The organism is Tunturiibacter psychrotolerans, assembly GCF_051013365.1.
Taxonomy (GTDB): domain Bacteria; phylum Acidobacteriota; class Terriglobia; order Terriglobales; family Acidobacteriaceae; genus Edaphobacter; species Edaphobacter psychrotolerans_A.
Map to the genome: position 1 here is coordinate 5615106 of NZ_CP132941.1, position 21452 is coordinate 5636557.

General features: G+C 53.4%; 14 protein-coding genes. 7 read left to right on the forward strand and 7 right to left on the reverse strand.

Translation table 11 applies throughout. The features are described 5' to 3' along the window. The first annotated feature begins 14 nt into the window (after positions 1-14). Entirely contained in the window at positions 15-3095 is a 3081-nt protein-coding gene (locus RBB76_RS23895; protein ID WP_429630525.1) for an efflux RND transporter permease subunit, read from the forward strand. 104 nt (positions 3096-3199) lie between these two features. Here the strand turns inward: RBB76_RS23895 and RBB76_RS23900 are convergent, their stop codons facing one another. Continuing rightward, complete coding sequence (locus tag RBB76_RS23900) at positions 3200-4774, reverse strand: phytoene desaturase family protein (protein ID WP_429630523.1); 1575 nt, start codon at positions 4772-4774, stop codon at positions 3200-3202. Between the two features lie 191 nt (positions 4775-4965). Here RBB76_RS23900 and RBB76_RS23905 point away from each other — a divergent pair, with 191 nt between their 5' ends. The 6 genes from RBB76_RS23905 to RBB76_RS23930 all read left to right on the forward strand — a co-directional run bounded on the left by RBB76_RS23905 (position 4966) and on the right by RBB76_RS23930 (position 14272). Further along, a complete protein-coding gene (locus tag RBB76_RS23905; protein ID WP_429630521.1) occupies positions 4966-5655 on the forward strand; it encodes a response regulator transcription factor in 690 nt (229 codons plus the stop codon). Beyond that, positions 5652-7097, forward strand: coding sequence for a sensor histidine kinase (locus RBB76_RS23910; RefSeq protein ID WP_429630519.1), 1446 nt, complete (start codon positions 5652-5654; stop codon positions 7095-7097). The genes RBB76_RS23905 and RBB76_RS23910 overlap by 4 nt, the downstream gene beginning before the upstream one ends. A 140-nt stretch (positions 7098-7237) precedes the next feature. Further along, positions 7238-8284 (forward strand): YncE family protein, encoded by a 1047-nt coding sequence (locus RBB76_RS23915; RefSeq protein ID WP_429630517.1) that lies wholly within the window; start codon positions 7238-7240, stop codon positions 8282-8284. A gap of 83 nt (positions 8285-8367) precedes the next feature. Next, entirely contained in the window at positions 8368-9720 is a 1353-nt protein-coding gene (locus RBB76_RS23920; protein ID WP_433963486.1) for a TolC family protein, read from the forward strand. 2 nt (positions 9721-9722) lie between these two features. Beyond that, positions 9723-11045 carry an efflux RND transporter periplasmic adaptor subunit gene (locus RBB76_RS23925; RefSeq protein WP_429630513.1) on the forward strand — a complete coding sequence of 441 codons (1323 nt, stop codon included), beginning with the start codon at positions 9723-9725 and terminating at the stop codon, positions 11043-11045. Between the two features lie 5 nt (positions 11046-11050). Beyond that, positions 11051-14272, forward strand: a complete 3222-nt coding sequence (locus RBB76_RS23930; RefSeq protein ID WP_429631146.1) for an efflux RND transporter permease subunit — start codon at positions 11051-11053, stop codon at positions 14270-14272. A 54-nt stretch (positions 14273-14326) separates the two neighbouring features. On the opposite strand, the gene RBB76_RS23935 is transcribed toward RBB76_RS23930, so the two are convergent. The 6 genes from RBB76_RS23935 to RBB76_RS23960 all read right to left on the reverse strand — a co-directional run bounded on the left by RBB76_RS23935 (position 14327) and on the right by RBB76_RS23960 (position 21419). Further along, positions 14327-14806: a hypothetical protein gene (locus RBB76_RS23935; RefSeq protein WP_429630511.1), complete on the reverse strand. Its 480-nt coding sequence runs from the start codon at positions 14804-14806 to the stop codon at positions 14327-14329. Positions 14807-15079: 273 nt separating this feature from the next. Next, on the reverse strand, positions 15080-16657 hold the full coding sequence (locus tag RBB76_RS23940; protein WP_429630509.1) for a hypothetical protein: 1578 nt from the start codon (positions 16655-16657) through the stop codon (positions 15080-15082). A gap of 3 nt (positions 16658-16660) precedes the next feature. Further along, positions 16661-17767, reverse strand: a complete 1107-nt coding sequence (locus RBB76_RS23945; RefSeq protein ID WP_433963487.1) for a sensor histidine kinase — start codon at positions 17765-17767, stop codon at positions 16661-16663. Between the two features lie 742 nt (positions 17768-18509). Beyond that, positions 18510-19193 (reverse strand): response regulator transcription factor, encoded by a 684-nt coding sequence (locus RBB76_RS23950; RefSeq protein WP_429630505.1) that lies wholly within the window; start codon positions 19191-19193, stop codon positions 18510-18512. Between the two features lie 197 nt (positions 19194-19390). Continuing rightward, on the reverse strand, positions 19391-20560 hold the full coding sequence (locus RBB76_RS23955; protein WP_429630503.1) for a glycosyltransferase family 4 protein: 1170 nt from the start codon (positions 20558-20560) through the stop codon (positions 19391-19393). 10 nt (positions 20561-20570) lie between these two features. Next, positions 20571-21419 (reverse strand): glycosyltransferase family 2 protein, encoded by an 849-nt coding sequence (locus RBB76_RS23960; protein ID WP_429630501.1) that lies wholly within the window; start codon positions 21417-21419, stop codon positions 20571-20573. Between the last annotated feature and the right edge of the window lie 33 nt (positions 21420-21452).

The window sequence follows — 21452 nt, forward strand, 5'->3', positions numbered from 1 at the left end:
CAACGAGGGTTGACATGCGATCTTCCGAATTCTTCATCCGGCGTGCAACTACGACGACGCTCCTTATCGCCGCAATCGCGGGGTTCGGACTGTTAAGTTATCTGTCGTTGCCAGTCAGCAATCTGCCGGAGGTTGAATATCCGACGATCTATGTCTCGGCGGAGCTACCGGGGGCTAATCCAGATGCGATGGCCGCGACGGTAGCGACCCCTCTCGAGAGTGAATTTTCCCGCATCCCCGGCATCGAAGGAATGACCTCATCGAGCACCTTTGGTAGTACGAACATCACGGTGCACTTTGCGCTGAATCGCAGCATCGATGCGGCCGCTCAAGACGTGCAGGCGGCAATCTCGCGCGCAGGAGGAGTTCTTCCCACGGGGATGCCGGCACCACCGTCGTACTCCAAGGTCAACCCGACGGACAACCCGATTGTCTGGCTTGAACTCCACTCGCAAACGATGGCTTACGAGGAGTTTTCGCGTTACGCAACGCAAATCGTCTCAAAGCAGATCTCGATGGTGAACGGCGTCTCGCAGGTAGAGGTATATGGCCCGGAGCGGCCCGCGATCCGAGTTCAGGCCGATCCTGCTCGACTTGCCGCTTATGGGCTTGATCTTGAACAGGTTCGTACAGCGCTGACATCAAACAGCGCAAGTCTGCCGACGGGCACACTGTACGGCGCAACGCGCGACTACTCGCTCGAAGCCAAGAGCCAGATGACGACAGCGAGCGAGTTTTCTGATCTGGTAGTCGCCTATAGGCAAGGTATGCCGTTGCGTCTGAACCAGGTGGCAACGGTCCTCACCAGCACGAGCAACGACAAGCGGACCTTCTGGATCAACGGGCAGCGCAGCGTGATTCTGGCGGTGCGTAAGCAGCCCGGCGCGAATACGGTGGAGGTGGCGGATGCGGTCAAAGCCGCAGTGCGTGGATTGATTGATACCCTCCCGCCGGGAGTGGCCTTTGGACGCGTCTCAGATGACTCAAGAATTGTGCGCGATTCGATCGCTGAGGTAAACCGCACCCTCCTATTGACGATCGTACTGGTAGTCCTGGTGATTTTTACGTTCCTTGGCACGCTCTCGTCGACCCTGATTGCAAGCGCGACAATCCCGATCTCGATTCTAGGATCGTTCATTGTGATGAGGTTATTGAACTATACGGTGGACATGTTCTCGATGATGGCGGTGACCTTATCGGTAGGCTTCATCGTTGATGATGCGATCGTGATGATCGAGAACGTCGTGCGTCATCGCGAGATGGGCAAATCGAAGATGATGGCGGCGCTCGGCGGCGCAAATGAGGTCGGGTTCACCATCCTGTCAATGACCGTGTCATTGGTCGCTGTATTTGTCCCAATTCTCTTTTTGAACGGTGTACTTGGGCGCCTGCTGCGCGAGTTTGCAGTGACAATTTCCGTGTCGGTTCTGTTGTCCGGCATCTCGGCGCTTACGCTGACTCCGATGCTTTGCAGCCGCTTTCTAAATACGGAAAAGAATGACGACCACTGGTTTCATCGCTGGTCGGAGCGCAACTACGGAGCACTAGAGACTGGCTATCGACGGTCGCTCGACTGGGTACTGAAGCATGCAAGAGCAGTGTTAGCTTTAAGTTTTGCAATGACAGCGATGACTATATGGCTATTCATAATAGTGCCGAAAAGCTTTATGCCTGCGGTGGATATCGGGGGGTTCTCGGGAACGATGGAGTCTGCCGAGGACAACTCGTTTGCTCAGATGATCGCGTATGGGGAACAAGTGAATCGCGAGTTGGCTAAAACGCCGTGGATGGACAGCAATCTATCTGGCGTCTTCGCTCAAAACCAGGGATGGCTATGGGTGAATCTGAAGACTGATCCACACCGTCCAAACGTGAAGACAATCATCGCGGATCTGCAGAAGAGACTTGATCGAATACCAGGGCTGAAAGTGTATCTGCAGCCGGCGGATCTTGTTGACCTCGGCGAGAACGAGACGCGATCGCAGTACTCTGTAGCACTCTCGGGGCCAAATGCAGAAGATATCTATCGTTGGGCACCGCGGCTAAAACAGACGCTGGAAGGGGTAAAAGAGCTGACGAATGTCTCGACAGATCTGCAGATGAGCGCGCCACGCATAAACGTGGATATCCGTCGCGACCTTGCAATGTCATTGAATGTAGATCCGGAAAAGATCGCAAATACCTTGTACGACGCATATGGTAACCGGCGTGCGAATACGATCACCGTAGCCTCGCAGCAGTACGATGTCGTGCTAGAGGTGGCGCCCGAGTATCAGGGCGATCCTGCGTCGCTAGGGAGCATTTACGTGGCGTCCAATACGGGGCGACTGGTGCCGTTGTCGACAATAACCACTCTAAACCAGACGGTGGCTCCGCTAACGGTGAATCATCTGGGACAGTTCCCTTCAGTGACGTTTCACTTTGACCTTCGCCCGGGCGTGTCCCTCGGTGCAGCAACAGATGCAGTAAGGCGAGCAACAGCCCGGTCGGGACTCCCCGCGTCGATGAACTTTACTTTTCGTGGGACGGCAGCGCAGTTTCAGAGCTCGCTGGACGGTCTGGGACTTCTCTTAATAATCGCAGTGATGGTGATCTACATCGTGCTAGGCGTGTTGTACGAGAGCTTCATCCACCCCATTACGATTTTATCGGGGCTGCCGCCCGCAGCAATCGGCGCGTTGTTGACGCTCCTTGCATTCAGACAAGACCTGAATCTCTACTCGTTCCTGGGGATCATTCTGCTGATCGGCATCGTGAAGAAGAACGCGATTATGATCGTGGACTTTGCGCTAGTTGCCGAGCGCGAAAGAGGAATGCTACCCGCGGAGGCAATTTATAAAGGCTGTTTGCAGCGCTTCCGTCCGATCATGATGACGACCATGGCAGCTCTACTGGGCGCTGCTCCAATTGCGTGGGGTCACGGCGTCGGGGGAGAGGCGCGACGCCCACTAGGGATCGCAGTCGTCGGTGGTTTACTGCTCTCCCAGTCCCTCACTCTCTACGTAACGCCAGTGGTGTACCTATATCTTGATCGCTTTCAGCGGCGCAGAGAGCACGCACTAAAAGAACCTGAGTTGGCAACAGCCGAAAGGTGAGGTCGGGGAGGGTGTGGTATCGCCAAGGGGAATCGAACCCGTACTTTCCGCATTCCAAAGACGTTTTCTGAGGGCTTAAATCACATTGCGACACACCTCACGCGTCAGAAACGTGAAAGCCTGTCGTCGGATGTTCCGGTGTCCTTCAATACAACCATTGCAGCGTTACGTCCGTTAATTCCAATAACGCTGCCGCCTGGGTGTGTGCACGCTCCGCAGAGGTAGACGCCTTGCATCGGCGTCCGTACGGACAGTCGATTAGACCACATATAAGGGGGCAGACATTCGCCTTGGAATATATGACCGCCCGTGAGACCCACCTTGCGTTCGATATCCGGAGGGCCTAGGACCTGAGAGTCCAGCACCGCATTGTTGATATTGGAACAGAAGCGTGAGAGCGATCCAAGTGCAAGTTGGCGAACTTCTTCGCGTCGTTCATCCCACGTACCACGCGAAAATGCGTAGGGAACGTATTGCGCAAAGATGCTCATAGTGTGCAGCCCTTCTGGGGTAACCGTCGCATCGTGGATGCTCTGAAAGTACAGCTCGCACCATAAGTAGTCTGGTAGTTCGCCTAGTTGCGAGGCGACAAACCCGGCCTTCCATTCAGCTTTGGTAAGTGGTGCATTTATCTGCCCGTAATGGTGTGGTTGATTCTGTCCCGGACGGGCTGTAAAGTCAGGCAGCTCACGCAGCAGGACATTCAGTTTCACAGTGCAACCCTCAATTGGAACCTTCTCGACACACTTGCTCCACAGAAGATCCGCCGCCGTTCCGAGCAGCTTCTGCGTTCGCCGCGGATCAGCATTCGAGATCACAATTGGAGCAAAGATACGCTCACCACCCTCGAGGACGACACCTTGTCCAGGTATGATCTGCCCGACGGGAACGCCAGTCGCTACGATTGCTCCTGCTTCACGTGCGGCGTCGCAGAAGTAGAACGAGACCATGCCCATGCCGCCTTTGACGTAGCCCCACATGCCAGGCATTCCGCTGAGCCGGCCTGAAGAATGATGAAATCGGATGGAAGCCGTGCCAGGAGTGAACGGGCTCGCATTCGTACCGATTACTCCTTGACCCAGGTATGCAGTCTGTAGACGTTCATCACTCAGATAGCGTTCGACGAATTCGGCCATCGACCAGTCGAAGAGGACATGTTTCGCCTCCTGGTCATCGTTAAGTCTCTCTTCGATTTGTTCGCGAGTGGGAGGTTCGCCGATCCACATGTCCCTGTCGCCCTCAGGACGCAAAGCATCGCGCAACCTGCGAATGACGTCGTTCATCGCACGCCAACCCTCTACGTCTCTGGGAGCAAAGTTGCGAATCTCTTCCTCGCACCGCTGATCATCGTCCCACAGTTGAACGCTAGTGCCATCGAGGAACGGAACGAAGAGCCCATTGATCGCGGGAGTCCACTGAAAACCCCGTCCGGGCAGATCCAACTCTGAGACAACCAGTGGATGCAGCAGGCCCGCGAGATAGGCGCATGGAGACATGCGCACCCCGGGAAAAGGTTCTTCAATCGTGCAGGCACCGCCTACTCGGTCACGGCTCTCAAGCACGAGCACGCGCTTGCCTGCCTTTGACAGATAGGCTGCACAGGCAAGCCCGTTGTGGCCTGCCCCAACTACGATTACGTCCCACCTGCGTAAGGCCAGTTCGCGTATCGGTGCGGGCAAGCCGATTTCTCCGAGTTTAGCTGCTGTTGGTGATCGCATCCTGACAGTATCTACGTTGCAGTGGGGCGTGGGAAGCTCGGCTCACAAAAGCTCGCATTGCTCCAGAGTATGACGGGAAGCAGTCATCTTATATCCATCGCTGAAGCCTATCCTTAAGGTTGGCTTAAGCATCCATCGGCGATACTCTCTCCATGCGTATTCTTCTTGTCGAAGATGAGGTCAGGTTAGCGGAGAACGTGGCGGCAGCTCTTCGCGAGATTCCTGGTTACGCTGTTGACTGTGCCTCGGATGGTCAGATGGGTTCGTCGTTGGCAAGTAATCGTTGTTACGATCTCATCATTCTGGATTTGATGCTTCCTTTGCTAGACGGTCAGGGGGTCCTCAGGAAGCTTCGTGCCGACCGCGACCTAACGCCGGTGCTGATCTTGACTGCGCGCGGAGAGGCAACATCGATCATCGAACTCCTTAATACAGGCGCCGACGACTACCTGGCTAAACCCTTTGATCTCGGCGAGCTAATCGCACGTTCCAAGGCGCTGATTAGACGAGGCAAAGGTGTTGCACATCCTCTACTGAGACTCTCGGACGTTGAACTCGACACGCTTCAGCAATCGGTCACTCGAGCGGGGCACGTGATCGATCTAACACCGATGGAATACCACATCCTCGAATATCTGATGCATCGACCGAAGGTAATCGTTTCCAAGCGGGAACTCCTTGAGCATCTCTACGACTACAACTGGGAGCATCATTCGAACGTGATTGAGGCACACGTTTCCAATCTGCGCCGGAAACTGGACTGGGACGCCACAGAGCCGAGCATTGAAACACTTCGAGGCCGTGGATACAGATTATCTCTAAGAGAGCAGCCACGCGGATGAGGTTTCGGTCCATAAAAACACAGCTCATCGTTTCGGTCCTTCTCGTTGAACTCGCTTCGGCAGTTTTAGGAACCGCCCTCGTAGTTCTGTACGAACGACACGCCCGATTTCGCACCTTCGATATCATGCTGCGCGGCCGTGCTGATTCGCTTCTTGGGGCTGTTCAGGATGCCGAGGACGCTCAAGATAGCGTTATGCTCGACGGCAGCGAGATCAATCTACCGAATGTCGACATCTATGAAGTCTGGGATGAAAACGGACGCATCCTGGGCCACTCTCCGGCATGGAAGATTCCAAGCGGGTCCAACGTTTTGGCCACATCGTCAAAGCAGTTCGAAGAGATCCGCGTGCATGGCGCGCGCTATCGAACAATTCGAATGGACGGTTTACGGGTAGTAGATCCAGGAGATAAAAACGGAGGAGTGCGGCGGCGCGTGACGATCGTTTACGGTTCTCCGATAAGTCCTGTATGGCAAGCGGTGTGGAATGCTGTTTTATTTTATGGAGCGACGAGCTTGATTCTTGTCATTCTTACAGGAGTGGTCATGTTCTGGTTGCTTCGCAGGGGGCTCGCCCCTCTCAACGAGCTTGCGGCACAAGCATCCGGCCTTTCTGTTTACTCGTGGCGTTTTGCACCTTCGGATCGAATTCGTGAAACAACGGAGTTGGCTCCACTCGCGACGGCGCTAGAGACTGCAATGCAGGGACTTGAACGATCCTTCAAACAGCAACATCAATTTGTCAGCGATGCCACGCACGAGTTGAAGACGGCAGTCGCAGTTATTAAGTCGTCTCTTCAACTGCTCTCGATGAAACCAAGAGCCGCGAGTGAGTATCAGGCCGGGCTCGAACGGTGTCAGATCGACTGTCGGCGTATGGAAGAGATCGTAGTGAGGATGCTCACCCTTGCCCGCGTTGAAAGCAACACGACAAGCACGGTAGATCATTCAAGTATTCATCCGACAAACCTAGCCCAGACCGTAAAGAATGTGGCCACGCAGCTCGAGACATTCGCCGAGCTAAACAGGGTTGGCATCGAGATTTCGGTTCCCAATGCTCTTACCTTGGACATAGAGGGAGACGAGTTGGAATTACTCTGCTCCAATCTGCTGATGAACGCGCTACAGCACAGCGAAGCAGGAGATGTTATACGCGTGATAGGGAGATCGGCCGGCGGTTGGCTTGAATTGGTTATCGCCGATGAAGGTAGTGGTATAGAAAAAGAATTTCTTCCATACGTCTTCGACCGCTTCTACCGGAATGATTCCTCGCGCAGTCGACGAACTGGTGGTACCGGTCTTGGACTTACCATTTGCAGAGCTATTACTAATAAAGCAAAAGGAACAATCGAAATTCGAAGCAAACCGGGCTCAGGAACTACGGTAGTTGTCCGACTACCTCTTGATCGCTCTTTGTCTACTCCGACCGGAATCGCTCCGTAAAAGCCGCCAAACGAGACCGAATCCTCTAGTTGTTAGATAAAAATTTCTTCACTTCCCTATTCTTCAGGATGTCTTAAGGTTCATCTGCGACAGTGAGCGTACCGGCCGTAACTTGGTCGCAGAGCAAAATACGGAGACCTATGATCAGACAGAAAATCTGGGCAACTTTTGGAAAGCTGGTCCTGACCACAGCAACCTTGATCCCTTCAACTCACGAACAGGCAATAGCTCAAAAGCCATTCCAGCTTCAGGCTAAATGGGCCGTGGGAGGGGAGGGAGGCTGGGACTACCTCGCTGTGGATCCAACCATGCCCCGCCTTTATCTCACGCATGGTACTCGCGTCGAAATTCTAGATACAAATACCGGAAAGCTCGTTGGCAACATCTCCGGCCTAAAAGGGACTCATGGCGTTACATTTGACGACACAGGTAAATTTGGTTATATCTCCGATGGTGGCGCGAATGCTGTCGTTGTCTTTGACCGTGCATCTTTTGAAAAAGTGGCATCAATTCCCGCCGGCACGAATCCGGATGGCATAGTTTTCGAACCCCGCTCCAAGACGGTGTGGGCTTTCAACGGTCGCAGTAAAAATGTAACTGTCATAAATACAGCTCAACGCACCGTTGTCGCCACTATTCCTCTTCCCGGAAAACCTGAGTTTCCTACTGTCGATGGTGATGGCACAGTTTTTGTAAATATCGAGGACAAGAACGACATCGTTCGGCTGGACGCTGCGACAACTACGACAACAGCGACTTGGCAACTTACCGGCTGCGATTCCCCATCAGGTATGGCAATTGATGTCGCTGGACATCGTCTCTTTTCGGTCTGCGATGGCAATAAGATGGCCGTAACCGATTCGAAATCTGGCAAGAGCCTTGCTACACCAGCCATCGGAGACGGACCGGATGCGGCTGCCTACGATGCCGTTCACAAGCTAGCGTTTTCATCGAACGGAGATGGAACTCTGACTATAGTTGACGCCGGTAAGAGCGACTATCCGATACTGCAATCGCTCCCGACAAAAAAAGGCGCTCGCACCATGGCGTTCGATCCGAGAAGCGGGCGAATTTATCTTGTCAGCGCAGAGTTCGGCCCCAGGCCTGCCGTAACGCCGGAAAACCCGCACCCACGTCCCACTGTTGTGCCGGAGTCCTTTATCGTGCTGGTGGTCGAGCGCAATTAGTTATGATCAATCGTTTAGGGGCAGATCGTCTACATGAAAGAGATCGTAGTAACAAGAACAGGCCACTAACAGTGGTCGTTTTGTTGCTGTTTCAAGCCCCTGTCCTCCTCTATGGGCAAGAGACGGTGCTTGCATCTACGCAGTCTCTCAGCGCCCCACCACAGGGAAACCCATCCGTGCACATCACGCTTGACGAGGCCATCTTACGTGCTCGAAACAACGAACCCGCGTTTGCCGCAGCAGTTGCAGCAAGTCAGATCAGCAGTCTCGACCATTCAATTGCCCGTGCGTCCCTGCTGCCGAATGCTACTTACCATAATCAGTTCATTTATACGCAGCCCGCCAACGGACCCACCGGATCAAACAACGCCAGTATCGACTCTCCTTCTATCGGTTCTGCGCCACGTTTTATCGCCAACAACGCGGTGCATGAGTACACAAGCCAAGGAATCATCTCTGAGACCGTCGGCCTTCAGCAAATTACCGCAGTATCCCGCGCCGCGGCTACAGCAGCAGTAGCGTCGGCCGAGTTGGAGATAGCTCGACGAGGATTAGTGGCTGCAGTTGTTGGGCTCTTTTATAACTCTCTGGCGGCCGACCGTAGGTTGCTCGTCGCTCAACGCGCTTCGCAAGAGGCCTCAAGCTTTACCGCGCTCACGGAATTAAGGGAGAACGCCCGAGAAGCAGCTCATGCGGACGTCGTCAAAGCGCAACTACAACAGCAGCAGCGCGAAAGAGATCTCGCCGACGCTGCGCTGCAGGTGCAAAAGACAAGACTTGAGCTAGGCGTTTTGCTTTTCCCGGATCCGCGATCACCGTTCACCCTCACGATATCTCCTGTTCCGGCGCCTCTCGCTAGCCGGACCGAGGTTGAGGCGGCCGCCACTCGATCAAACCCAGAGCTACAAAGTGCTATGAGTTCTCTCCGCGTCAGCAGTCTTGACGTGAACTCGGCGCGCGCGGCGTATCTGCCGGATCTGGGCCTCAGCTTTACCTACGGTATCGACGCGGCACAGTTCGCTGCCAACGGCAGGGACGGCGTCCGTAATCTGGGCTACTCTGCTACGGCGACTCTTGATATTCCGGTCTGGGATTGGCTCTCGACGCAACATAGGGTGCGGCAAGCTCAGATCTTGCGTGACGCTGCCAAGACCGCACTTACGGCAACGCAGCGCCGTCTCATAGCGCAACTTGATGAATTTTACGCCGAAGCGTCGGTCGCACGAGATCAACTGCAATCGCTCCAAGTCAGCGCTCAGACGGCGCAAGAAAGCCTTCGGCTCACGCGCTTGCGATATACCGCTGGCGAGGCTACCGTTCTCGAAGTCGTAGACGCGCAAAACTCGCTAACCAGCGCCGAGCTCGCGCGTGAAGACGGAACCGTCCGGTACGAGACCGCACTCGCCAATCTACAGATCCTCACAGGAACAATCTAACCATGGCAGTTATCCGAACATATAGAGTCAATTATGCGTTGACTACCATGCTTCTTGGCGCCCTCTCGTTTCTAATAACCGGATGCAAGAAAGCTGAGCAATCGATTGCTCCGGAAGTTACCGTCAAGGTTGTTCATCCCCGGCTTGGAAGTATCTCCGAACAGATCCCGGCTGACGCCACGCTCGCACCGTTTGCGCAGGCAGCTCTCTCGCCCAAGATCACAGCTCCTGTTCGGAAGTTTTATGTGCAACGAGGATCGATTGTCAAAGCAGGTCAATTGTTGGCAACTCTGGAAAACAGGGATCTCGAGGCGGCTGCACTCGACAACAAAGGCGCATACACAGCCGCACAAGCAGCCTACGAAACGGCGACTCGTGCTACCGCACCAGAGGACTACACAAAAGCGCAACTCGATCTAACCCAAGCTAAGGGCGCGCTCGACCTCAATCAGAGTATCGTGTCGGCCCGGAGTCAACTATTCGCCCAGGGAGCTATCCCGGGGCGTGATCTCGATACGGCGAAGGCGACTCTCGTGCAATCACAAGCTGCCTATGACATCGCTAAACAACATTTTGAAGCTGTTCAGGAGGTGAGTCACAAGGCCATGTTGGAGAACGCACAAGGCCAACTCGCCTCTGCTCAAGGAAAGTACTTGGGGGCCCAGGCTCAGCTGAGCTATACGGAGATACGAAGCCCGATCAGTGGTGTCGTCACAGACCGTCCTCTTTTCGAAGGCGAGACTGCTGCGGCCGGAACACCAGTTATTACCATCATGGACACATCGGCGTTGTTGGCCAAGCTGCACATCTCCCAAATACAATCGCAGCAACTGACCCAGGGAGCCCCTGCCGAAGTCACAATTCCGGGGGTTGCCGACCACATAGCAGCCAAGATTTCCCTGATTAGTCCCGCTCTCGACCCGGGGAGCACGACTGTTGAAGTGTGGCTTCGCGTCGAAAATCCGAAGAACTATTTTAAGGCAGGCACAGCCGTGCATGCTGTCATCACAGGCCGTGCCATGTCTAACGCTTTGCTGATTCCTTCGGAAGCCGTTCAAACAGCAGCCGACGGTACGACAAAGTCAGTCATGGTGGTTGTTGCTGCAGACGGATCAGCGCGCAGACACACAGTCGTACTTGGCATCCAAACTCCCGAGACCGTTCAGGTCCTCAGCGGCATCACCGCTGCCGACACTGTAATAACAACGGGGGCCTATGGGCTAGATGATGGAACAAAAGTAAAGATCGGAGCAACTGCTACCGACAAGCCTGACACTACCGACGCGGACACGAAGCCCGGGGCCGGAAAGAAGGACGAACAGTGACGCCAATGATCGAAGTCACTCCCGCTCTTCGCCAACCTACCAAAGACTTCTGGCTCTCTTACGCTTCGAAACCTATCTTTTTTTTTCTGATCGTCCTTACAGTCGCTGGTATATACGGAGCCATTCAGGTTCCAATCTCCGTTTTCCCCGATACCAACTTTCCTCGCGTCGTCATAGGTGTCGACAACGGTGTGATGCCTGTCGAACAGATGCAGGTCACAATAACTAAGCCGATCGAAGATGCAATCAATAGCGTCCCCGGTCTGGTCACCGTTCGTAGCACTACCAGCCGAGGCTCAGCCGAGATCAGCCTTTTCTTCGACTGGAGCGTCGACATGTACCGCACGCTTCAACTTACCGATGCGGCTCTCTCTAAGGTCCAACAGTCGCTGCCCACAACCGCACGGATCAGCACCAACCGTCTCACTTTTGCTACCTTTCCCATCCTCGGATATGCCCTAACCACAGACGCCGACGCTTCAGGAAGAGATTTGGTATCGCAGACTCAACTGTGGGAGATCGCCACCTACGATCTCAAACCGCCTCTGAATCGCGTCAATGGCGTGAGTACTGTCGTCGTCCAAGGAGGTAACGTTCCGGAGTTTCACGTCATTCCAAACCTCGCCCGTATGCAATCGGCCGGGGTGACTCTCCTCGACCTCGTCAATGGTATTCAGGCATCGAATATCATTGACTCACCTGGACTTTACGAGGCGAACCACCAACTGATCCTGGGCCTCATTGGTGCGCAGGCCCACAACAGCTCCGAGTTGTCCAGCCTTGTCATCAAAACGACGCTCAACGGCGCTCCCATCCGTGTCGCAGATGTAGCCGCAGTGCAGCCTGCAACAATGCCGGTCTATACAATCGTCACCTCAAACGGCAAACCGGCCGTCCTCCTGAACATCGCCCGTCAACCTTTATCGAACACAGTTAAAGTCGCAGACGCGGTCGCTCAGGAGATCGCGTTGTTGCAGACGAGACTTCCTCGCGGGGTTCACTTGGTTCCGTTTTATGATCAGTCCGAACTCGTCCGGGAAGCAATTGCCAGTGTTCGCGACGCGATCCTTGTCGGTCTGATTTTGGCGTGCGTCATCCTTTTTTTGTTCCTGCGAGACTGGAGCTCTTCGTTAGTAGCCGGGCTTGTAATTCCAGTCACGATCGCGGTTACCATTCTGTTCCTTTGGCTGATCGGCCAATCGTTCAACCTGATGACCTTGGGTGGTCTTGCCGCGGCGATTGGCCTTGTCATTGATGACGCAATCGTTGTCGTAGAAAACATTGTCGTACACCGGGACCGCGGAGAGCCCCGGATCGAGGCCATTCGGAAAGCTCTTCACGAGATCACAACACCCCTCGTCTTCTCCACCATCACGCCGGTCGTGGTCTTTCTTCCGCTCATAGCCGTCACCGGCGTCACTGGAAGTTTCTTTCGTGCGCTCGCCGTCACTATGACGGCGGCTTTGCTCACTTCGTTGGCTCTGGCACTCACGTGGACTCCTGCTCTTTCGTTGCATCTCCTGCGAAGCAACCAAAACGTTGCGTCTCCCAACGCGGCTTCACGCTCCGTCGTTAATGATCAAATTCAAGATCATGAAGTTGGCCCGGTCATGCGCAAAATCTTCCGTCTCCATAGCCGCTTGTTAATGTGGGCTCTGGCGCGGCCATTTCTTCTTGGACTGGCTTGTCTTATCGTCGTCATCATTGGATATTTCAGCTATCGTGCACTTGGAACAGACTTGTTACCGGAGATGGACGAGGGTGCCTTCGTCCTCGACTACCTGACGCCAGCCGGCACCTCACTCTCTGAAACGAATCGCATTCTGCTTCATGTGGAGCAGATTCTGCATAATACGCCAGAGGTAGAAATAACATCTCGCCGGACCGGTCTGCAGATGGGGCTTGCGGCCGTCACCGAAGCTAACTCCGGCGACTTCACCGTTCGACTTAAGAAGCACCGCTCACGCTCAATCGACGAGGTGATCGCAGACGTTCGCGCGGAGATCAAGAAAACGGAACCAGCCCTTGACGTCGAATTCACACAAGTCCTTCAAGATATGATTGGCGATCTCTCGAACTCACCCGAACCCATTCAGGTCAAGCTCTTTGCATCCGACGCAAATCTTCTCCACGAAATCGGGCCAAAGGTTGCAGATGCTATCTCAAAGATTCCCGGCGTAGTTGACACCCAGAACGGTGTCGACAATACAATCTCAGGCCCGGCGACCAGCTTTCAGATCGACCCAATATTAACTGGAAGACTCGGATTTACACCAACAGAAGTTTCTGAAGACGCGACTGCGATCCTCGATGGTCTTCCCACCAACAACCCAATGATCGTCAACGGCCGGCCCTATACAATACGAGTTCGCCTTCCCGACGACTCACGAATTTCGCTCGATTCCATTCAGAACACGGTCTTCAACTCAAGTAGCGGCCGCACGGCAAGTCTCGGGTCCCTCGCTCAAGTTAGTCAACTTCCGCCGCAAAATGAGATCCGCCGCGAGAACTTACAACAGCTTGTTCTCGTGAGTGGTCGCCTCGAAGGCTCCGATCTCGGCACTGCCATGACGCGTGTTCGCTCTACCGTTCAGTCCCTCAACCTGCCGCCCTCCGTGCGAGTAGAGTATGGAGGGACCTACCAGGAGCAGCAGAAGTCCTTCGGTGACCTTGCCCGAGTGCTGGTTCTGGCTCTCGCTCTCGTTTTCGGCGTTCTCCTGGCAGAGTTCCGCAACTTCGCTGCTCCCGTCGCTATACTTTCCAGTTCAATCCTATCTATGACCGGTGTCGTGGTTGCGCTCCTTGTCACTGGCACCATCTTTAATGTCGCCAGCTTCATGGGGCTTATTATGGTCATTGGTATCGTTGCAAAAAATGGCATTTTGCTGCTCGATGCGGACGATAGATATCGCACTGAGAGAAAATCTCATGGCCGCAATACTCTCTCCGACCGCACGGATGGAGTGTTGAGCAATGCCGGCCAGACCGATACCGATCTTGCTAGCGAAGCCATGTTGCATGCCGCCCAGCGCCGCCTCCGGCCAATTTTCATGACTGCCATTGCGGCTATCTGCGGAATGCTTCCCCTCGCATTCGCACTTGGTGCAGGTTCGCAGATGCTTCAACCTCTTGCTATAGCTGTGATAGGCGGTCTGCTACTCTCTATCTTTCTCAGTCTCGTCGTAACGCCAGTGATCTACTACAACCTCACAAGAAGCATTCGCTAGAAGAGCCTGATAATTTTGCGGACATTACCAGCGCAGCGGTTCTAGACCCGATCACTAATATCGAGTCTCCTGATTGGGTTTATATTCCTCGCCAAATTTGTTTTTATGGTTTGCTAGCGCGTCGGCTGTGGCTTGTAGCGTGATGTCGTCGAGTCGTAAAGGTTGAGATGTAACCTGGACGATGCGTTCAGCCATAGTCTTATCGACCGGTTGACCGCTTTCGCTCCACACATTCAGCCGGTAGCTTCCAGGCGGCACATTGTGGATGGAAACCGTGCCGCTCTCTCCTGAGATCCCATAGTAGGGAGTGCTCAGCGCCAGAATTACCGCTCCCATCTCCGGATGAATATTACAGAAGATATAGGAGACACCTTCGCGATCGAAACGCACGGAACGGGTCGTGCCCGATTCATAGAGGCCTAGATCGAACCGCTTGCCGTTGAAAAGTGAAAAAACATTGTGAAAGAAGGGATCTTCATTAGGAAATTGCACCGAGGTTCCGGTGGCGACGACCAGCAGATGAGGCGTGAACATTTTGTGCTTCTGGACGAGACGGTATACCGGTTGACTCACTGGAGACGGGGATATCGTAGTCATTGGCTTCAACGGGGATAGCCATATGACTACATTGCTGACGCTAGGTGTCTCGTGATCCTTCCTCGTACTTGGAGACGACGATGCACGCACGAGGATCTTTGTTGACACCTCCACGCCCTGGGCTCGTAGCTGAGGCACTGCAAGCGCCGCCAGAAGGCACCAGAGTGGGATGGTTCTCGACCTTGGCAACTTACGCACTCTCTCAATCTCCTAGAACTGATATCCCGCCGAAAGTGAGAAGATGTCCGCCGAGTTACTAGCACCATAAATAGGCCAGGTCCATATTCTTCGATACTCAGGGGAGAAGATAATGTAGGTCTTGGGCTTGAAAATCAGGTTGGCGACGACCATCTTGTTACGTGCGCGCAGTTGCACTTCTGTGGCAGTCGCTGGAAATTGGAGGCTGTGAAAATCTCCTGCGAAGCCGTCATCCAGACCAATACTCGCGTTCGCCTCGAGCGACCGGCCGAAGCGCGTTTTGAACTGAGTCCAACCGCCAATTGCGTTCAAGCCTCGATACGAGTTTCCTCCAGTGACAGGATTGACACCGATGAGAATGTCTTTGTAAACCCCGCCGCCCAACCCGCCCAGACCCAAGCCACGGTATCCCTCTCCACTAACTTCAAAATGGTCGCCGAGCGGTACTCGCCAGTCCGTTGTAACCGCCCATGTGTCCAGATTCTCTCCGTAAGGATAATTCTCTCGGCTGTAATATCCGCTCAGTCCGATCTGAAAAGGATGTTCGTTGAAAGAATCCCCGTAAGAGTTTTTGGTCGCAGTCCCATAGGATATGCGCGATTCATAAGCCGGTTGTTTGGAATATTCCCCAGGGCTGGGAGCACGAGCTAGCAGATTTGTGCTGTAACCGGCGGTCGGCGGATCCCACAAACCTAACTCGAATTGCAGCTGCCTGGTCGAATGGAGCGGGATCTGGTGCGCATAGCGCAATTGAGGCGACCAGGTCCACAAGTTTCCCGCACCAGCCAGGCTGGGCTCGGCAACAGTTGCATAAGAGGTGGGCGACAAAGGAGAGATCAAAGGCCCTACCATCCCTGCCTGAATCGAATCGTGATCCCAATCGAAATTGATGCTAGCAGTCCTCATGCGGACGATGCCGGTTGAGGTTGCAGAGCTGCCATAAGCGAGTCCACCAAAGAAATCCAGATTCACGTCGGCAGAAGTTCTTGCGCCGGCGACCCTAGGTCCAAAACCCTGCAGCCCTAGAATGGTTTGACGAAAACTTGCCCCAGCACTGCCATCGCCCGAGTCGTTGCTTCCGGCGAGGGCAACCTCAGGTAGATCGATATTATCGACAATACCCTTATTAATAAAAGAGTTGAAAAGGATCAGACCAGTAACGCGAACGGGATACTTCGAGCCGCTTTCGACCTTCGTCTGCTCATGAAGCTTGACTTGCTCTTCCAGAGTTTGCTGCCTCTCTTGTAGATCTTCGATCGTCGAAGCCGTCGTCCTTGCCGTGTCGACTTCATTTCCGTGGATCGACTCTTCAGAAACCGGTTTGGTTGCAGCGAGCTGCCCTTTGATCTGGGAGAGCTCTTGTCGCAGCTGTTGAATTTCCTTTCGAGACTGTTCGAGCTGCTGATTAGCTTCATCGAGTGATAACGATATTGCTTGCAGTCTCTCCTCCAGTTTTGAAGAGGAATCATTTGCTGGTGAAGGGGACGAAGGTACTGGAGCTTGAGCAAGTATTGTCGATTGCGCGGGCGATGAAGCGCACACTCCAACTAGTATCAGACAAGTGAGAAGTAAGAAACTGATCTCTCTCATTCTTCAACCTTTTTCATGGACGGGGATGTGTGCAACCGAGGTCTTCTTCTCAACCGCGACGCCAAGCGCTTGTAACGCAGCTCTTGGCAAGCTAATCGTGAAAACGGTATTACCTGCCGTGGTCTCCTCGAGTTCAATCCCGCCGCCATGCTCTTGCGCAATTTGTTGGGCAAGGGTTAAACCAAGCCCGGTGCCGCTCTCCCTGCTCTCGCTTACAAACGGCAAGAATATCTTTTGACGAACAAGAACCGGTACACCTGGACCATTGTCGGCAATTCTGATCTGAATCGACCGCTCACTTTCGATGAGAGTCAGAGTCACGGCAGCTGGACCTTGACCACGCTTTGCGGCCTGACATGCGTTAAGGAGCAGATTGTAAACCGCACGTCCCAGTTTTTTTGCGTCGACCCACACTTCGAGCGAAGATAGGCCGTTCAAAGTTATTTTGACGTCCCGGCCCGCAGGATGGGAGCGGACCATATTAACCGCTCTCTGGATCATGAGCGTAATCGATTCGCATTCCGGATGGAGTGCCCTGCCGGTTTGAGTAAAGAGAAGGAGCGAATCGAGAAGATCGGTCATTCCCTGAACGGCCGTCTGTACTTCGAGCATCAGCTCTTCTCGTTCCGACTGAGAGATATTGACGCCGCTCATAAATTCGGCGTTCGCATACATTGCGGAAAGATAGTGCCTTAGATCATGTGAGATGGAACTTGCCATTCTTCCGATCGTCGCAAGTCTCTCCGAGTCCAGAAGTTCCCGCTGAGTGCGGCGTAACTGAATACGCATGCGTTCAAAAGCCCTGCTTAACTCCCTTATCTCCGAGGCACCGTCTTCACTGAGTTTATAGTCAAAGTTGCCTTGAGCGAGAGCCCGAGTCCCTTCGACCAGCGTGCCGATAGGCCGCGTCAGATTGCGTAAAATCGAGGCCATCATTCCGGACCCCACAACCAGTGCTGCAAGAGCAAGCGCCAACACCCAACGGTTCACTCGGTTCAGCAATTGCGTTGCCTGTTCAAAGGACTTAAGCACAACAAGCTGAGGAATCTCCGTTGGACTCTCCTCTCTAACGGAAGTCGTGAGTCGTTCGGATGCCGCCAGATATTCCATCTTCCCAAGTTGAATCTTCTTGTCCTGGGTCGGTATCTGCAGCAGATCCCCACCCCGCGCAATGAGCTGTTGTTGTAATCCCGGACCTAGCGTGCTGACTACTACTCTGCCGTTAACTGCGAACGCAACCTGCGCCGCAGCTGCTTCACTTACCTCGCGGGCAACATACTCGTCAATGGGGTATCCCACAGCCACGGATCCGAGAAAAGTCCCGTGCTCTTTTGGGCCAAAGTAGAGTGGCTGGGTCGCTATCTCGTAGATACGGTCGCCAAGAGAGAGCAGAATTGGCTCGCCTGGTTTGTGGCGGTCTGCCTCAAGCCCATGTGCCACGCCTGAACGATCTAGCGCCGCACCTCGATTGTAGGACACAATGAGCTTCCCGTTCTGATCAAGCAACGCGAAGAAATCGCATCCGCTCACCTGCCAGAACTCTATCCCACCATCCGCGATCGTTCTCGGATCGTAGGTGGTCATCAGTGACTTTAGGCTAGGCAAGTCGGCTAGAAGGGCAGATTCACGCGCAAGCAGTTCACGCTGCTGACGTTGAATATTCTGGTAGGTCTTTACTGAGTGCCGGAGGTCGGATGCGAGGTCCGCCTTGGTCTGTTGTTGAACGATTGTTCGGATTACGAGAAGACTGAGTAGCGTGCAACCAAATGAAAGGACGACCAGTGGGATAAGCAACGTCGTTCTCATCCGTAGCCTATCCATTAACTTCGTTCTCCCATGAGCGGCAGCGAGATCAGTTTCCGCGGACGAATTTGTAGCCAATGCCATGGATAGTGCGGAAGTATACAGGCTTTCCTGGATCCACCTCCAACTTCTGCCTTAACTTCATAATGTGGTTGTCTACTGTGCGCGTTGTCGGGTATGACGTGTAGTTCCAGACATCATTGAGCAGCTCTTCCCGCGTAATGACCCGCTCAGCATGTTCGACAAAATATTGGAGCAACTTGATCTCGTGCGCTGTAAGGACCACTGGAGTACCGTCTTTGAAAACCTCCATCCCGGAAAAATCCGCTGTCACGTTTCCAAAACTAACCCGGCTGATCGCTGCCGGCTTGCGAGTTCTTCGAATTGCTGCCTGTACCCGTGCCATGAGCTCGCGCGGACTAAAGGGTTTTGTGACATAGTCGTCTGCGCCCAACTCCAACAACAAAACTTTATCCGCAACCTCAGAAACTGCGCTAAGAACAACAACTGGAGTAGTCGCGGACCAGCTCTTGATGCCTTTGCAGACCTCAAGGCCAGACATGCTCGGTAGCATGAGGTCGAGAACGACACCGGCAGGTTTTAGGCTCTTACAGGTCGCTAAGCCCTGCGCGCCATCACCGGTCACATGCACGTCATAACCTTCAGTGGTGAATTGCCGATGAAGCGCTTTCTGTATCCGAGGATCGTCTTCAATAACCAGAATCAAGCTCACGTTTTTTGCTCCTCAGGAATCTCAATCGGATCTGACTCCCAACTTCTTTTATTTTATCGGGATCGCGAGGTTTCTTTGGCGGTTATCCGCACAAGTATCTCATTCGTATCATCAAATGACAAAGCCCTGACATGTTAGAGACATTCCGGACCGAACTGACAGAGGCTGCTTCCAAATGTCCCTGGTGGCATGCCGAATCAAGAACCAGCTGGGTGAAGCGCCACCGTCTCATTTCTCTTCGCCGCCTGCATCGATCCTTCTCGAAGATCGACATAAACAACCATGAGCTTGTTGGCAATTTCTCCCAGCGAAAATCTATCCAGATTCTCTGAGATTCTCCTAGGCGTCTCGAGCGCATCACAAATAACCGCGGCCAAGGCTGACACATCTTTCCCAGCGTTGAGGTCAAAGTAGTGACAGGCCTCTCCTCCTATCTCACGGAACGTCGGAATATCGGAGCATACAACACGACTTCCGCAAAGCAGCCCTTCAACTACAGGGAGACCGAACCCCTCCGTCAAAGACGGAGCTAATAACAAGTCACAGCTCTTGTAGAGCCATGACAATTCCTCATCACTCACACTGTCCATCATCTTTACGCGATCTTCCAAGACTTCTCGCTCTATGACGGCTTTGATCGCGGCTGTCTCTGGACCGTGGTTTCCTAATATAACCAGCAACGTACCTCTTTCGATCCTACCCTTTTCCAATAGCGATCCGAATGCTCTAAGCGCCAGGGATATATTTTTGTTCGCCCGGTGTTGAGCCACCATTAAAAAAAATGGCTGCCCTTGAATAACAGGAGCACTTGGCCTATCGGAGTTAATGTTGACGCAATTGTGGACTACTACGCTCTTCCGTTGGGCAATCTGAGGAAATCGTGTCGTCAATCGGGACAACGTGGTCTCAGAAACACAGGCGACCAGATCAGCTTCCTCGAGGCAACGTTGCAAGAAGACTCTATTGAAAAACACCTTCGGAAAGCCGAAATTATGCGGCTCATCGTAAGGATACAGATCATGTAGCGATACGACCACAGGACAATTCAACGCATTCCGGCGAATCGGCACAGGAAAGGAAAGATGAAGAATGTCTGCAGCCACAGCATCTAAGAGTTTTGGCAGCTCCCATAGATACCAGCAATTACGCGTAAACGCATCATTGCGAGTGTCAATTACTATGATGTTTACCTTAGCGCCTTCTATCCGAAATGAATGCCTGAAATATTCCTCTTGCCATTTCCCGATGACCAAGGTGACTTCTGAGATCTCTCTCCGGCTAGCCGCACAGCACACGAGGCTATACGCGTGCCTGCAGATGCCGGATGGACCAGTTGATGATGAGAGTGCTGTGATGAGAATATTCATAACTCTGCTCTTACGATCCGAATTTGTCGAACGAGCTCGCTTGTAACTGTGCCCAATAGGAGCCGCGGATTGCTTTTTCTCCGTATCTTCTTAAGCCAGCGATAGGCCGACAGAAAAGCAGCGCGGCTCTCTTAAGTCGCTCAGATTTCAATCGACGAAGCAACGGCACGGTGGCGAAAATTACACGTCTGTGCTCACACCGCTGCTTGTCTGGCTCGCGGCAGGTTTTGCTGGCAGGTTGTAATCGAAAATCGGCAAGAAGCTCCGGAATGTGTTTGAACCGGTATCCCCTTATGGCCAAACGTATAAAAAACTCTAGATCCATCACATATTGGAGTTCTTCATTTATCCAATTTCCTTCATCAAACACTCGACGGCGAAAAAACGTGGTGGTGGTCGGGATATACAACACCCGGTGATAAAAGAGAACAAAGGCACTGAATGCAATCTCTGGTTTAATCCGAACGAGCCCGCCAAATTCGTCTACGACACGATAATCTCCATACAAAATGTCGAGCTCCGGATCCTCCTCAAACATTTTTGCCACGCGCGCAAAACACCCCATCCGGTAGCGGTCATCCGCGTTGAGCCAGCCAATAATATCTCCTGTCGCCTGTCGAAATCCCTTGTTTAAGGCCTCACTCTGACCACTATCAGGCTCGGAAACCCATGTTATGCCCGGTGATGAAGTCCGAAAGTTCCGCAATAACTCTAGAGTTCCATCGGTTGACATCCCGTCGATCACTAAATGCTCGCAGTTCGGATAGTTCTGTATAACAACACTGTCCAGAGCGTCGTTAATGAAGCTTGCCTGATTGAGTGATGGCGTCACAATCGAGATGGATAATGTTTTGGTCATATGATTTAGCCCTTCTAAGGGTGCAATCCAATG

Bases quoted from the DNA above. Each gene is read 5' to 3' on its own strand.
- RBB76_RS23895 (WP_429630525.1), top strand. From the start codon at position 15: ATGCGATCTTCCGAATTCTTCATCCGGCGTGCAACTACGACGACGCTC.
- RBB76_RS23905 (WP_429630521.1), top strand. From the start codon at position 4,966: ATGCGTATTCTTCTTGTCGAAGATGAGGTCAGGTTAGCGGAGAACGTG.
- RBB76_RS23910 (WP_429630519.1), top strand. From the start codon at position 5,652: ATGAGGTTTCGGTCCATAAAAACACAGCTCATCGTTTCGGTCCTTCTC.
- RBB76_RS23915 (WP_429630517.1), top strand. From the start codon at position 7,238: ATGATCAGACAGAAAATCTGGGCAACTTTTGGAAAGCTGGTCCTGACC.
- RBB76_RS23925 (WP_429630513.1), top strand. From the start codon at position 9,723: ATGGCAGTTATCCGAACATATAGAGTCAATTATGCGTTGACTACCATG.
- RBB76_RS23930 (WP_429631146.1), top strand. From the start codon at position 11,051: ATGATCGAAGTCACTCCCGCTCTTCGCCAACCTACCAAAGACTTCTGG.
- RBB76_RS23935 (WP_429630511.1), bottom strand. From the start codon at position 14,806: ATGTTCACGCCTCATCTGCTGGTCGTCGCCACCGGAACCTCGGTGCAA.
- RBB76_RS23940 (WP_429630509.1), bottom strand. From the start codon at position 16,657: ATGAGAGAGATCAGTTTCTTACTTCTCACTTGTCTGATACTAGTTGGA.
- RBB76_RS23945 (WP_433963487.1), bottom strand. From the start codon at position 17,767: ATGGAATATCTGGCGGCATCCGAACGACTCACGACTTCCGTTAGAGAG.
- RBB76_RS23955 (WP_429630503.1), bottom strand. From the start codon at position 20,560: ATGAATATTCTCATCACAGCACTCTCATCATCAACTGGTCCATCCGGC.
- RBB76_RS23960 (WP_429630501.1), bottom strand. From the start codon at position 21,419: ATGACCAAAACATTATCCATCTCGATTGTGACGCCATCACTCAATCAG.